This window comes from Devosia sp. (assembly GCF_035944845.1).
Classification (GTDB): Bacteria; Pseudomonadota; Alphaproteobacteria; order Rhizobiales; family Devosiaceae; genus Devosia_A.
Window position 1 is genome coordinate 15992 of record NZ_DASZAW010000023.1, and the last position, 14241, is coordinate 30232.

Here is a 14241-nt window from a genome sequence, read left to right on the forward strand (position 1 = left end):
TTGAGCAGGCATTTGCCCCCGTCTACCGACCACGGCCCATCCTCCCAGCTTGAACTCGCTTTCGAAGACAACAAGCTCGCCGCGCAGCTCTACGGCGATTTCGACCAGCATCTGGCTTTGATCGAACAGCGCTTGTCGGTGCAGGCGACGCCGCGCGGCAACCACGTGATGCTGAAGGGCGGCGCAACTTCCGTCGACCAGGCGCGGCGCGTCCTCGAGTCGCTCTACGAGCAGCTCGAAGAAGGCCAGCAGATCGAGGTGTCGACTGTCGACGGCGTCATCCGCATGATCGAGACCGAGGACAGCCAGCTGACGCTGCCGACGCTCGAGAAGAAGGGCAGGGTGCGCATGGCGCAGATCGCGACCCGCAAGGCCACCATCGTCGCGCGCACCCCGGCGCAGGACGCCTATATGCGCGCCATGGACCGGAGCGAACTGGTGTTCGGCGTCGGCCCCGCCGGTACCGGCAAGACCTATCTCGCCGTGGCGCATGCGGCGACGCTGCTGGAACGCGGCGACATCAACCGCATCATCCTTTCCCGTCCGGCGGTCGAAGCCGGCGAACGGCTCGGGTTTCTCCCCGGGGACATGAAGGACAAGGTCGACCCGTATCTTCGGCCGCTCTACGACGCGCTTTACGACATGATGCGCCCCGAGCATGTGGAGCGCTGCATCACCTCGGGCATCATCGAGGTGGCGCCGCTCGCCTTCATGCGCGGCCGCACCCTCGCCAACGCGGTGGTGATCCTCGATGAGGCGCAGAACACCACTTCGATGCAGATGAAGATGTTCCTGACCCGCCTGGGCGAGAATTCGAAGATGATCGTCACGGGCGACCCGACCCAGGTCGACCTGCCACGCGGCGAGAAATCCGGGCTGATCGAGGCGGTGCATCTGCTCGATGGCGTCGAGGGCGTGCATATCTCACGCTTCAACGACAAGGATGTGGTGCGTCACGCGCTGGTAGGCCGGATCGTCCGGGCCTACGAAGCCGATACGGCGCGCCGGCTGGCCGAGAACAACACGAAGGCCTGATGCAAGCGCCACTATCAATCGCCTTCGCGGTCAACGCGGAGGGCTGGCCCGAAACCCTCGAGGCGGTGGCCGAAACCGCCATCCGCGCCGCCTTGCAGCACTCGGAAGCCGAGGTGACCGGCGTTACCGAAGTCTCGGTAGTGCTCACCGACGATGCCGAGCAGCGCGAGCTCAACCGGCAGTGGCGCGGCTTCGACAAATCCACCAACGTCTTGAGTTTCCCGCAGATCGAGCCGTTCGCGCCGGTCTCCGGTTTGCTTGGCGACATCACGCTGGCGCGCGAAACGGTAGCGAAGGAAGCCGAGGAGATGGGCATTGCCTTCGAGGCCCACTTCACCCATCTGGTGGTGCACGGTTTCCTGCACCTTCTCGGCTACGACCATATCGAAGAAGCGGACGCCGAGGAGATGGAGGGGCTCGAAACCGAGATCCTTCAGAGCCTCGGCATTGCCGATCCCTACGCCGACAGCTAAATTAGCCCCTCCGATGAACTGAAGGCCGCATGCGGCCATACCCGATGAACGACTCCGACAGTCCGTCCGCGCCGCCCAAGAAGCCGGCGCAACCCAAATCCAGCAACGAGCCTCCTTCTAGTCCCGCCCCCGCGGCCACGTGGGGGCAACGTCTGTGGCAAAGCCTGCGCGGCCTGATCGCCATGCGCACCGTGTCGCTGCGCGACGACCTCGAAGTGGCGCTTGAAGCCGAGAACAACGGCGGCACCGCCGACTTCACCCAGTCCGAGCGCACGATCCTCAAGAACGTGCTGGACCTCGCCGAGAAGCGGGTCGAAGACGTGATGATTCCGCGCGCCGACATCGAGGCGATCGAAACCACCGAAACGCTCGGCGTGCTGGTCACCCGCTTCCGGCAGGTCGGCCACTCGCGCATGCCGGTCTACAGCGACAGCCTCGACAACATTATCGGTTTCATCCACGTCAAGGACGCGCTGCGCCGGATCACCGAGCCGGTAACCGACCCAGAAGCGACGGTGCCGGTGAAGCTGGTGTCGACGCCGCTGCGGTCGCGGCTCGAAAAGCTCGACCTGGTGCGCCAGGTGCTGTTCGTGCCGCCGCTGATGCCGGTGGGTGATCTGTTGCAGCAGATGCAGCTCAAACGCGTGCACATGGCGGTGGTGATCGACGAATATGGCGGCACCGACGGCCTCGTCACCATCGAGGACCTGCTCGAAGCAGTGGTCGGCGAGATCGAGGACGAGCACGACGACGACGTGGCGCTGGTGCGCAAGGTGAATTCCAACGTCTTCATCGCCTCGGCGCGCGCCGAGCTCGAGGAAGTACGCGAGGTGATCGGCCCCGATTTCGATCCCGGCAGCCATGCCGACGAAGTCGATACGCTGGGCGGGCTGGTGTTCGAACTCGCCGGCCACGTGCCGGCCAAGGGCGAGCACGTCAACGGCATCAAGGGCTTCGAGTTCGAAATCCTGCAGGCCGACAGCCGGCAGGTGAAACGCGTCAAGATCAAGCGCCTGAAGCAGCCGAAGCCCCGGCCGCCGAAGCCGCCGGTGGCGAAGGCGCCGGAGGATAACCAGGCGCCAGCGGCGGAATGATCCGACGGCACTTTTACACCGGCGTCATTCCCGCGAAGGCGGGAACCTAGTGGGATGCCTCAGCACCTTTGAAGGTGGAGAAATCGCACTGAGTCCCCGCCTTCGCGGGGATGACGCCGGTGGTTTGCTTGACGGGACCGAGCCCCCTCAAGCCCGCACCAGGTTCCCCACCACCATCTCGCGCCAGATCCGTACCGGGGTCACCCAGCGGTCGAATTTGTTGTAGTCGCCAGCGTTGATGACGCAGGCGACACCGGCTTCCGGCGCCAGCCAGAGTCGCTGGCCGCCATTGCCGAAGGCGCCGACCCAACGCAGCGGCTTGTCGTAACCGGGCGCCGGGGCTTCGTGAATGTACCAGAGGCGGCCGTAGCCGAGCCCATCCCAGGTCTGAATTGCCGGTGTCCACGACGCCTCGAGCCACGCCTCGGGCACCACCTGTCGTCCCTCGTGGCGACCGCCATCGACCAGCATGGCACCGATCCGCAACAGATCCGGAGCCGTGAGGCGGAGGCCCGAGGCGGGTGACGCCACGCCGTCGCTCCCCGCCAGCCAGTAGAAATCGGTGATGCCGAGCGGCGCAAACAGCGTTTCACGCGCGAAGTCGGGGAGCTTCTGGCCGGAGCCTCGCTCGATCAACGCACCGATCAGCGCCACGGCGCCGCCGGAATAGACCCATTTTTCGCCCGGTTTGCCGGTGATCGGGCGATCGAGGATGAATCGATAGCGGTCCGCCGCCATCTCCATGGCAATCTCGGAGTTTGTCGGGTCGGTATAGGGTTTGTTCTCGTCCCACTCCATGCCCATGGTCATGTTGAGGGTATGCGCTACCGTTATCTTGCGGCGCTCGGGATCGGCGACGAGCTCGGGATACTCGGGAAAGCCGTCGACTACCGGCGTATCGAGCGCCGGCACCAGCCCGCGCTCGAGCGCGATGCCATAGAGCAGGCCGACGACACTCTTGGTCACCGAGCGGAGGTCGTGCAGCACCTCGGGGCCGAACTGCACGCGGCCCAGCTGATCGCCCCAGCTCTCGTCCTCGCCGTCAAAGTACTGTTCGAGCACCAGCTTGCCGGCGCGGCCGATCAGCAGGGCGTGGATGGGCAGCAGCAGCCCCGATTCGAAGCCCGCTGCGAGCTTGCGCTCGAGATTGGCGGCAAAGCCCGCCGCTTCGGGCGTTGCCCTGGTCCAGTTGGTCACCATCGCCTCCTCAGTTTGCCGACCGCATGCTGAACTATGGCCGAGCCCGCGCGCTTGATCACGGTTGCGCTGGTGTTCGCGTTGCCGAGCTTGACCCGGCGCTCCCGCCTCGCGACCTTGCCACATGCCCTGTGATTCGAGCGCCGCATGACCTGGCTCGCCGAGACCGTGATGCTGAGCCATGGCTGGCGGCGCTTCCTGATCGTCGTCGTGGCCGGCGCGATCGCCGCCGCCTCGGCGCCACCATTCTTCCTGTTGCCGGCGCTCTTTATCACCCTGCCGGTGTGGGTCTGGGCGCTGGATGGCGCCGAGCATCGCCGCGGCTGGCGCCGGCTGGTCGGGCCAGCCTTCCAGATCGGCTTCGGATTCGGGCTCGGTTATTTCGCCGTGGCGCTGCATTGGCTCGGGGCGGCATTCCTGCAGGAAGGCGGCGTCTTCCTCGTCCTGATGCCGTTCGCCATTGTCGGGCTTGCCGCCATTCTCTCGCTCTTTTGGGGGCTGGGCAGCGCCCTGGCGCACCTCGTCTGGTCGGGCGGCGCATTTCGTATCGTCACCCTCGCCAGTTTCCTGGCGCTGGCCGAATGGGGGCGCGGCCACCTGTTCTCGGGCTTCCCGTTCGACCTTCTCGGCTATGCGCTGACCGCCAATGACCAGATGCTGCAGCTCGCTTCGGTGGTCGGCAGTTACGGGCTCACCTTCATTGCAGCGCTGATCGCCATGACGCCGGCGCTGATCTGGCCGGCCGACCAGCGTGGGCTGGTACGCCGGCTGATCCCGATCTTTCTCGCCATTGCAGTGATCGCGGCCCAGGTCGCCTATGGCAACTGGCGGCTCAGCACGACGACGCTCACGGCGCGCACCGACATGAAAGTGCGCATGGTGCAGCCGATGATCCTCGAACATGCCGACTGGTCGGTGGCCGACCCCGACGCCATCATCAACCAGCTGATCAGCCTGTCGGAGAGCCAGCTGACGCCGACCGACCCCGGTCTTACCGGCGTCACCCACCTGGTGTGGCCGGAATCGGTGTTCCCGTTCTTCCTCACCAACTACCCGGACGGCATTGCGCGCATTGCGCGCATGCTGCCCGATACGACGCTGCTGCTCACCGGCGCGCCGCGCGAGCCGCTCGGCGACGATGGCCTGCCGATCCCCGACAATCCGGGCTTCAACTCGATCCTCGCCATCGACAGTAACGGCGAGGTGGTAGCGAGCTATGGCAAGTCGCACCTCGTGCCGTTCGGCGAGTACCTGCCGTTCCAAAGCTTCTGGCGGCTGTTCGGCATCAACCAGCTCGTACCGGGCACCAATGGCTGGGCGGCTGGCGATGGCCGCCGGCTGATGAGCCCACCAGGCACCCCGCCGTTCCTGGCCCTGGTCTGCTACGAGGCGGTGTTCCCCGGCGATATCGGCGACCGCCAAGATGTCGAGACGGCGCAGTTCATCCTCAATGTCACCAATGACGCCTGGTTCATGGGCTCGATTGGCCCGGCGCAGCATGCCCACCATGCGCGGATGCGGGCAGTCGAGACGGGGCTGCCGATGTTGCGCGCCGCCAATACCGGGATGACGCTCAGTGTCGATCCGCTCGGCCGGGTGGCGGCGCAACTGGCGGAAGATCAGGTTGGCGTGCTGGATGTGGTGCCGAGCGAGCCGGTGCCCGGCGGCACCCTGTTCAACCGCGTCGGCGACCTGCCATTCTGGGGCGCGGTGGTGCTGGGCATGCTTGGCTCACTGGTGGCGGCCCGACGCCCCAGGCGCATCGCATGAATTTTCTGCGGCAGCGCCCGACTGGGACATAAAGCTTCCTTTATATGGCTTGACCGCGCAGTGTCTGAGTGGCAGAACACCGCTCAACTGTGCGATTTTCGCACTTTTTGACCATTTTTCGGGGGTTTCGCCTTGGCTCGGTCTTCTTATCTCTTCACCTCGGAGTCGGTTTCGGAGGGCCATCCGGATAAAGTCTGCGACCGGATTTCCGACGAGATCGTCGACCTAGTGTTCCGCGAGGCCAAGAAGGCCGGCATGGATCCCGCCAAGGTGCGCATCGCCTGCGAGACCCTTGCAACCACCAATCGAGTGATCATCGCCGGCGAAGTTCGGGTGCCCGAGACGCTGTTGAAGAAGGGCAAGGACGGCAAGATCCTCACCGACGCCGCCGGCCATCCGGTGGTCAACCCGGCCAAGTTCAAGTCGACCGCCCGCAAGGCGATCAAGGCGATCGGCTACGAGCAGTCGGGCTTTCACTGGAAGACCGCCAAGATCGATGTGCTGCTGCATGGCCAGTCGGCCGATATTGCGCAGGGCGTCGACGAAACCGGCAACAAGGATGTCGGCGCCGGCGACCAGGGCATCATGTTCGGCTATGCCAGCCGCGAGACCCCGGAACTGCTTCCCGCCCCGATCTACTACGCCCACAAGATCCTCGAGGCGCTGACTATCGCGCGCAAGGCCGGCGAAGGCGCCGCGATCAAGCTCGGCCCCGATGCCAAGAGCCAGGTCACCATCCGTTACGAGAACGGCCAGCCGGTCGGCGTCACCCAGATCGTCGTCTCGACCCAGCATGTCGATGCGAGCCTCAGCTCGGAGGATGTGCGCAAGATCGTCGAGCCCTATGTGCGCGCCTCGCTGCCCGAGGGCTGGATCTCCAAGGACACCGTCTGGCACGTCAACCCGACGGGCAAGTTCGTGGTCGGCGGCCCGGATGGCGATGCCGGCCTCACCGGCCGCAAGATCATCGTCGATACCTATGGCGGGGCGGCCCCGCATGGCGGCGGCGCCTTCTCGGGCAAGGACCCGACCAAGGTCGACCGCTCGGCCGCCTATGCGGCACGCTACCTCGCCAAGAACGTCGTCGCTGCCGGCCTGGCCGACCGCGCCACCATCCAGCTGAGTTACGCCATCGGCGTCGCCAAGCCGCTGTCGATCTATGTCGACCTGCATGGCACCGGCAAGGTGGCCGAGGACAAACTGGAGACGGTGCTGGGCGAGGTGTTCGACCTCAGCCCGCGCGGCATCCGCACCCATCTCGACCTCAACAAGCCGATCTATGCCAAGACCTCGGCCTATGGCCATTTCGGCCGCAAGCCGGGCCGTGACGGCTCGTTCAGCTGGGAAAAGATCGACCTGGTCCCGGCGCTCAAGGCCGCGGTGAAGGCAGCCGCCTGAGGTTCCTGCCTCCGCTAGAGGTACGGCAATCAACCAAGTCATCCCCGCGAAAGCGGGGATCTCTGTTTTTGGCAGCCGGAGCCGGAACTCCGTGCTAGTGGGACCCCATGACCGACAAACCCCACCATCCCCTCAATGTCGATGGCGAGCCGCGCGCCTTTTTTGGCCGCCGCTCGGGCAAGCGCCTGCACAAGGGGCAGGACCAGCTGTTCAAGGAGCTGCTGCCGGAGCTGGAAGTCGCGCTCGGCGACGAGATGCTCGATCCGGCGACGCTGTTTCCGGGATCGACACGGCGCGAGATCGAGATCGGTTATGGCGGGGGCGAGCACCTGTCGCTCGAGGCCAGCCGCCATCCTGAAACCGGCTATATCGGCTGCGAGGTGTTTTCCGGCGGCATCGCCAAGCTGCTGCAGCAGATCGACGAAGAGGAGCTCGGCAACATCCGGCTCTATACCGACGACGCGCTGAAGCTGTTGCAGAAGCTCCCCGACGCCAGCCTCGATGGCGCCTTCCTGCTCTATCCCGACCCGTGGCCGAAGACGCGACACCATAAGCGACGCTTCATCTCACCGCTGACGCTCAGCGAGCTCGGGCGCACGCTGAAGCCGGGAGCGCCGTTCCGCTTTGCCACCGATATCGACGATTATGCCAACTGGACGCTGGCGCATATCCTGCGCTCGCCGGATTTCGTTTTCGCGCCGGAGCGACCGCGGATCTGGCACGAGCCGTATACCGGCTGGGCGCCGACGCGGTACGAGGAAAAAGCCCGCGCGGCGGGCCGGAACATCAGTTTCTACCTGAGCTTCGAGCGCCGCTAGACCGCAACAGGTCCACCCCATCGCGTACCGGTAGTTAATGCAACGTTCAGGCAACCGGCCAAGGAAATCTGGCCGCCGCCTCTGGTAAACGCCGCCTCGTGAACGATATGCGACGATGGGGATTTCGCGCCATCCGGTAACGGCTGGCCACTATTCTGCGTGGAGTTGGCGTATGCGTCAGCAGAACCGTTCGCCCGTCAACCAGGCCGTGCTCGAGGAACTTTTGACCACTCGAAACAGCAAGTGGACGCTCACCGTCGTGCTGCATCTCAGGCATGACACATTGCGGTTTTCCGAGCTGCAGCGTGAGATCGGCACCATTTCGCAAAAGGCGCTGACCTCGAGCCTTAGGGCGCTGGAGCGCGATGGCTTCGTCAGCCGCACCAGCTACGCAACGATTCCACCGCGGGTCGACTATGCGCTCACCGAACTCGGTGCCGAGGCGCTGAAGGCTTTTGAAGCCTTCGAGGCTTTTGCCGCGCGCCACTGGCATCGGGTGCTGGAGGCGCGGCAGCTTTTCGACGCGCGTGACGCCGATCAGCTCGAGCCTCCGGTGCTGCGGATCAGCACCGGCCGTTGATCCCCGGATGGCTCCCGGGATCAGCGAGCCGGCAGGCACGTAGCCCGCCGGCTCGGAGGATTGCCATCAGTCGAAGAAGTTATCGACGAGCAGCGAGCCCTCGTTGACCGGAGCCGTACGGGCGCCGGTGTCGATCTTGCTCAGCACACGGGTGTTACCGCCCATCGAAGCTTTCACCGGGGTCAGCGTATCCTTGTAGAAGTACTCGAACTTCGAGGAACCGTCGGCCTGCTTGACCACGGCGCGGATAACGTTGTCGGCGTTCTCATAGACGTCGGTGGCTGCAACGCCCTTGTGGTTCAGCTGGGTCACCAGGAAATCACTGTCGAAGCTGGAATCTTCCGAGGCCGCAAAAGCGGGAACCGAGAGACCGCCAACGACGAGGAGAGCGGCAAGGCCAAGAGCAGAAGTCTTCATTTTTCATGTCCCTTTCGTTTTCTGGACAACAGGGAGATCGGACTCCGGCGGCGGAGTCGCAAGACACGAAATCTGCACTTCTTGCCCTTGAAATTCGATAATGTGTGCAGAGGGTTACACGTGGGAACGCCACCATCTTGTGAGAAACCCACCTCCCTCAAAGGGGGTTGGTTGCCTCAAGGAAACCATCGGCAAAAGCTGGGCTTGAGCATCGTTTTCTCTGCCGATCGGTCATGGTTTTGTGGGAACCAGGCGCGCATTTTCAGCGTCTCAGAGCGACAAGGAGACGCGCCGTGCACCAAACCGTGAGAATTCTAAATATTCAGCAAGTGACGCATAATGTGCGGCGCTACGTGCTGGAAAAGCCCGCCGGCTACCGCTTCGAGCCGGGCCAGGCCACCGAGCTTTCGCTCGACGAGGATGGCTGGCGCGACAAGAAGCACCCCTTCACCTTCACCTCGCTCAACGACTGGGACTATCTCGAGTTCACCATCAAGAGCTACTTCAACACCGGCGGCGACGGCATGACCGAGCGGCTGTTCAGCTATGGCCCGGGCCACAAGCTGGTGCTGCGCGACCCCTGGGGCACCATTACCTACAAGGGGCCCGGCACCTTCATTGCCGGCGGGGCGGGGGTGACGCCGTTCATCGCCATCCTCAGGCAACTCCACCAGGCCGGCAAGCTCGACGGCCACCGGCTGATCGCCTCGAACCGCAAGGCCGAGGACATCATCCTGCGCGACGAGTTCGAAGCGATGGCGGGACTCGAGACGACCTGGACGGTAACCGACGAGCCGAACGCGACGGGCGTGCTGCACGAGCGGATCGACGAGACGTTCCTCAAGCGGCAGGTGCACGACATCAGCCAGAACTTTTACCTCTGCGGCCCGGACCCGATGGTCGCCGACCTCAAGGCGGCGCTGGGTGGCCTGGGCGCCAAGGCGGAAGCGCTGACCTGGGAGAAGCCGTGAGGCGGCAGGCGCCGGTTGACCTCCACGCTCACCTTGGAACCAAGACGTTGTGTCCCACCCACCGGGTCATTCCCGCGAAAGCGGGAACCTCTGTTTTAGTGCCCGCCGTACGGTCGCAAACGGAGGTCCCCGCTTTCGCGGGGATGATACCGAGCTTGGGGGACTTGTAGAGAACAGGCCGCACGTAGTCGTCAGGGCCTGCAGAAGGCAAAGGGCCCGGCTTTATGCCGGGCCCTTGTTCCTTTCCTTGCGGCTTATTCGGCCGGCTGAGCTTCAGCTCCCGCCGCGACACTGCGACCTCGCCCGGAGAGCGTCCGCTGGCCGAGCAGCACGGTCAGCAAGGCGAGGGCGCCCGCCACCACCGAGACGACGAAGCCGTTGCTGGCGCCGTAGGTATCCACCACCCAGCCGGTAACGAACGAGCCGAGCGCCATGCCGATGCCGATGCCGGTCATCACCCAGGTGATGCCTTCTGTGAGCATCGCGGCCGGCACCCGGCGTTCGATCAGGCCGAAGGCGGTGATGAAGGTGGGCGAGATGGCGACCCCACTGGCAAACACGGCAAGCGCCAGTGTCGGTACGCTGTCGACGAACAAGAGCGGCCAGGCGGTGACGGCGATGACGGCCAGCGCGATCGCCAGCTGTTTTTCCAGCGCCAGTTTCAGGTTCAAGGCGCCAACGATCAGGCCGACAACGAACGAGCCGACGGCGTAGACGCCAATGACGAGGCTGGCAGCGCCTGGCTCACCGAGCTTTTCGGTAATCGCCACGGCGCTCACTTCGGCAGTGGCGAAGATCGCGCCGACGAAGATCAGGGCGAGGGTAATGATCTGCACCGGCCGCTGCCGAATGGCGGACTGCCCGCCGCCGGCCACTGCGGCGCCGGGTGCCGGCTCGGTCCGTCGCTGCGCGATGAAGGCGAAGCCGCCGAGCGCCAGGAACAGCGTGCTGGCGAGGAGCCCGGCCTCGGGAAACAGCGCTACCGCGAGGCCCACCGACAGCGACGCCCCGGCGATGTAGACCAGCTCGTCGGCCGAGGATTCGAAGGCGAAGGCGGTGTTGAGTTCCGGACGATCGCGGAACAGTTCGCTCCAGCGGGCCCGGATCATCGCCGGATAGCTCGGCATCACCGCTGCGGCCAGCGCGGCCGCGAACAGCGTCCAGAGCGGCCAATCCTGCCAGGCTGCGAGCATCAGGGCAACGAAGGCGGCGACCGCGACAATGGTGCTGGGGAGCAGCACGCGGGACTGGCCCAGCCGATCGACGACGCGCGAGATCTGCGGGGCGAACAAGGCGTTGGCAAGCGCATAGGTGGCGGACACGGCGCCGGCCAGCCAGAACTCGCCATGGGTCTGCGACAGCATGGCGACGATGCCGATCGGCGCCATCGCCATCGGCATGCGGGCAACGAAACCGGCGGCGGCAAAGCCCTTGGCGCCGGGCGCCCGGAAAATCTCTACATATGGATTCGGCATGGCGATCCCTCGACAATCGATGAGCCGCGGACTACATGATTTACATACGCGGCGTATGCGAATGATCTAGTGACATACGCGACGTATGTCAATTGGCATACGCAGCGTATGTGAAGAAGGCAGGCCATGGCACAGAGAACCCGCAGCGAGATGATCGTCGAAACCCGTGCCAAGCTGATGGCGGCAGGCCGCAAGGCGTTTGCCGAAGTCGGCTATGCCGAGGCCTCGATGGATCATTTCACTTCGGATGTGGGGCTGACTCGGGGCGCGCTCTACCACCATTTCGGCGACAAACGCGGACTGTTCGAGGCGGTGGTCACCGAGATCGACGCCGAGATGACCGCCCGACTCGCCATCCGCACCGCCAGCGCACCGAACGCCTGGGAGGCTTTCCTCGAGCAGGGCATCGGCTATATCGAGATGGCGCTGGAGCCCGAGATCCGGCGTATCGTGCTGCGGGACGGTCCTGCCATCCTCGGCGATCCGGCGTCGTGGCCGAGCGCCAATGGCTGCATAACGGCGATGAAGCAAAGCCTCGAGGGGCTGCTCGAAAGCGGTATCATCGCCGACGTGGACCCGGAGGCGACTGCCCGCATGGTCAACGGTGCCTCCTGTTACGCGGCGCAATGGATCGCCAACGCCGAAGACCCATTGGCGGTGTCGAAGCGCGCCACAGCGGGCTACCGGCGGCTGGTAGAAGGCCTGCGGCGGGGCGCGCCGGACCGCCGCTGAGGCGACAGCGCTACTCGGGCACCGCTCCGACGACGAAGGCGGTCACCTTGTCGACCGGCATCTCGCAGGGCTTAAGCGCCGGCTCGACGCGGCTGGGTGGGCGATAGATGTTGAGGCTGATGCGGTCGGCGCCACCTAGCTCCTCGGCATAGAGCTTGAAGCTCCGGCCATTGGCGTGCGCCGTGTTGGTGACCCCGTAGCGTCGCCCGGCGAAGCGGGCGGTGAAGTAACCGCGTGGCCACGAGGTCAGGATGGTCCAGACTGCGGCCGGTGAGATGTCCGGGGAAAGCGTCATGCCGGTAATATGGGGGCGCACGAGGCGCCCGCCAATTCCCGACCAGCGGGTCGAGCCGGCCACGCCGGTCAACCTCGCAAAGCTGCCAGTCTTTGGTGGTCGAGTTGCAGCCGGATAGCCTGACAGGAGCTGGCAGTCTTAGAGCTGTACCATCCTGCCAACGATGGACAGGAAGGGACGCTGCATGTCTAGCACGACGACGCTGCGCGCCACACGGCGCGAATGGATTGGGCTGGCGGTCATCGCCCTTCCCTGCATCCTCTATGCCATGGATCTGACGGTCCTCAACCTCGCGGTGCCGTCGCTGACCGCCTCGCTCAACCCTACGGCGGCGCAACTGTTGTGGATCGTCGATATCTACGGCTTCTTCGTTGCCGGCTCGCTTCTCACCATGGGGACGCTGGGCGACCGCATCGGGCGGCGGAAACTTCTGTTGATCGGCGCCGTTGCCTTTGGCGCGGCCTCGATCGTCGCCGCCTTCGCCCCCACGGCAGAAACATTGATCTTTGCCCGAGCCCTGCTCGGCATCGCCGGCGCGACTCTCGCGCCCTCGACACTGTCGCTGATTACCAACATGTTCCGCGACGACCGCGAGCGCACCATTGCCATCAGCGTCTGGGTGGCGAGCTTTTCGACCGGCGGGGCGCTTGGTCCGGTGGTGGGCGGCGTGCTGCTCAACTATTTCTGGTGGGGCTCGGTGTTCCTCATCGCCGTCCCGGTGATGGTCCTGCTGCTGCTCGTCGCGCCGCGGCTCCTGCCCGAATACAAGGATCCGCAGGCCGGCAAGCTCGACCTCCTGAGTGCTGCCCTGTCGATAGCCGCCGTGCTGTCGATCATCTATGGCATCAAGTCGCTGGCCGAGGGCGGCGAGCTGCCGATCAGCGTCGGCGCAATCGCCCTGGGCCTGGCGACCGGCATCGTCTTCGCCTGGCGACAGCTGCGGCTCACGCACCCGCTGCTCGACCTGAGCCTGTTTGGCCGCCCGGCCTTCAGCGCGGCGCTCGGCATCAACGTGTTCGGCTTCTTCGCGATGTTCGGTACGTTCCTGGTGGTGGCGCAGTACATGCAGCTGGTGCTGGGACTGACACCGTTTGAAGCGGGCCTGTGGAGCCTGCCGCCGGGGCTCGGCTTCGTCGTCGGCTCGCTGATCACGCCGTCGCTGCTGAGCCGGATGCGGCCGGCCTATGTGCTGGCGCTCGGGTTGACCGTTGCCGCCGTGGCGCTGCTGGTGATCGGCCTTACCGCACCGTCACGCGACCTGATCACGCTGATCACCGCCGACACCGTGCTGTCGCTGGGCCTCGCCCCGGTGGCGACGATCGCGGCGGACCTGGTGATGAGCTCGGCTCCGCCGGAGCGGGCCGGTGCGGCGTCCGGGCTCAACGAGACGAGCTCGGAGTTCGGCGGGGCGCTGGGCATTGCACTGCTCGGCAGCATCCTCACGGTGCTGTATCGCGGCGGGCTCGGCGAAACCCTGCCACAGGGCCTGTCGGGGGAAGCCGTGGCGATGGCGCTGCGCGGCATCGGCGGGGCCCACAGCGCTGCCGAGAGCCTGCCCGAGGGCGGCCTGGCGCTGCTGGAAGCGGCGCGCGTCGCCTATGCCGACGCCATGCTGGTGACCTCGCTGCTGGGAGCCGCCATCGTGCTTGTCGCGGCAGTGACCACCATAGCGATGTTCCGGGGCATCCGGCCGGCGACGGCCTAGAGGGTTCCCTCGTTCATCGTGGCTTACCCCTCATCCGGCGCTACGCGCCACCTCCGGGCGAGGGCTACGCCCTCGTCCCGTGACCCGACGGGGAGAAGAATCCAGAGAGCCCGGCAATCACCCCTTTTCCTCTCCCCCGTCGGGGCTACTAGATTCACACATTGAGGTGTGCGGCGAGGGTTTGGACGGCGCGCTTGGCGGTTTGGATTTCGAGCCAGCCCTGAAGCATGACGACGGGGCCGGGTTTTCCGTAGTATCCGGTCCATCCCCCGAGGCGAGCG

14 protein-coding genes are annotated in these 14241 nt (G+C 65.3%); 10 read left to right on the forward strand and 4 right to left on the reverse strand.

Annotated elements, in window-relative coordinates:
• The first annotated feature begins 12 nt into the window (after window positions 1-12).
• From VGV07_RS03610 to VGV07_RS03620, 3 genes are read left to right on the forward strand one after another with little or no spacing between them, the layout of a single operon-like run.
• Complete coding sequence (locus VGV07_RS03610; RefSeq protein ID WP_326867324.1) at window positions 13-1035, forward strand: PhoH family protein; 1023 nt, start codon at window positions 13-15, stop codon at window positions 1033-1035.
• Complete coding sequence (ybeY, locus tag VGV07_RS03615) at window positions 1035-1508, forward strand: rRNA maturation RNase YbeY (protein WP_326867325.1); 474 nt, start codon at window positions 1035-1037, stop codon at window positions 1506-1508. Before VGV07_RS03610 ends, ybeY begins: the two co-directional genes overlap by 1 nt.
• 44 nt (window positions 1509-1552) lie before the next feature.
• Complete coding sequence (locus VGV07_RS03620) at window positions 1553-2602, forward strand: hemolysin family protein (protein WP_326867326.1); 1050 nt, start codon at window positions 1553-1555, stop codon at window positions 2600-2602.
• 147 nt (window positions 2603-2749) lie between these two features.
• Here the strand turns inward: VGV07_RS03620 and VGV07_RS03625 are convergent, their stop codons facing one another.
• Window positions 2750-3799 (reverse strand): serine hydrolase, encoded by a 1050-nt coding sequence (locus tag VGV07_RS03625; RefSeq protein WP_326867327.1) that lies wholly within the window; start codon window positions 3797-3799, stop codon window positions 2750-2752.
• Between the two features lie 147 nt (window positions 3800-3946).
• Between VGV07_RS03625 and lnt the strand changes: the two genes are divergently transcribed.
• The 4 genes from lnt (at window position 3947) to VGV07_RS03645 (ending at window position 8365) form a co-directional block, all read left to right on the forward strand.
• Complete coding sequence (lnt, locus tag VGV07_RS03630) at window positions 3947-5569, forward strand: apolipoprotein N-acyltransferase (protein WP_326867328.1); 1623 nt, start codon at window positions 3947-3949, stop codon at window positions 5567-5569.
• Window positions 5570-5701: 132 nt separating this feature from the next.
• Window positions 5702-6967, forward strand: a complete 1266-nt coding sequence (gene metK / locus VGV07_RS03635; protein WP_326867329.1) for a methionine adenosyltransferase — start codon at window positions 5702-5704, stop codon at window positions 6965-6967.
• 107 nt (window positions 6968-7074) lie between these two features.
• Entirely contained in the window at window positions 7075-7785 is a 711-nt protein-coding gene (trmB, locus tag VGV07_RS03640) for a tRNA (guanosine(46)-N7)-methyltransferase TrmB (protein ID WP_326867330.1), read from the forward strand.
• Between the two features lie 172 nt (window positions 7786-7957).
• Window positions 7958-8365: a helix-turn-helix domain-containing protein gene (locus VGV07_RS03645; protein WP_326867331.1), complete on the forward strand. Its 408-nt coding sequence runs from the start codon at window positions 7958-7960 to the stop codon at window positions 8363-8365.
• 66 nt (window positions 8366-8431) lie between these two features.
• Here the strand turns inward: VGV07_RS03645 and VGV07_RS03650 are convergent, their stop codons facing one another.
• Window positions 8432-8782 (reverse strand): hypothetical protein, encoded by a 351-nt coding sequence (locus VGV07_RS03650; RefSeq protein ID WP_326867332.1) that lies wholly within the window; start codon window positions 8780-8782, stop codon window positions 8432-8434.
• A gap of 293 nt (window positions 8783-9075) precedes the next feature.
• Between VGV07_RS03650 and VGV07_RS03655 the strand changes: the two genes are divergently transcribed.
• Window positions 9076-9753 carry an FAD-binding oxidoreductase gene (locus VGV07_RS03655; RefSeq protein WP_326867333.1) on the forward strand — a complete coding sequence of 226 codons (678 nt, stop codon included), beginning with the start codon at window positions 9076-9078 and terminating at the stop codon, window positions 9751-9753.
• Window positions 9754-10007: 254 nt separating this feature from the next.
• Here VGV07_RS03655 and VGV07_RS03660 read toward each other — a convergent pair whose 3' ends face one another.
• A complete protein-coding gene (locus VGV07_RS03660; protein ID WP_326867334.1) occupies window positions 10008-11228 on the reverse strand; it encodes an MFS transporter in 1221 nt (406 codons plus the stop codon).
• Window positions 11229-11354: 126 nt separating this feature from the next.
• Between VGV07_RS03660 and VGV07_RS03665 the strand changes: the two genes are divergently transcribed.
• Window positions 11355-11960: a TetR/AcrR family transcriptional regulator gene (locus VGV07_RS03665; RefSeq protein ID WP_326867335.1), complete on the forward strand. Its 606-nt coding sequence runs from the start codon at window positions 11355-11357 to the stop codon at window positions 11958-11960.
• A 10-nt stretch (window positions 11961-11970) separates the two neighbouring features.
• On the opposite strand, the gene VGV07_RS03670 is transcribed toward VGV07_RS03665, so the two are convergent.
• Window positions 11971-12318 carry a hypothetical protein gene (locus VGV07_RS03670; RefSeq protein WP_326867336.1) on the reverse strand — a complete coding sequence of 116 codons (348 nt, stop codon included), beginning with the start codon at window positions 12316-12318 and terminating at the stop codon, window positions 11971-11973.
• A 121-nt stretch (window positions 12319-12439) separates the two neighbouring features.
• Between VGV07_RS03670 and VGV07_RS03675 the strand changes: the two genes are divergently transcribed.
• A complete protein-coding gene (locus tag VGV07_RS03675; protein ID WP_326867337.1) occupies window positions 12440-13960 on the forward strand; it encodes an MFS transporter in 1521 nt (506 codons plus the stop codon).
• Window positions 13961-14241: the final 281 nt, after the last annotated feature.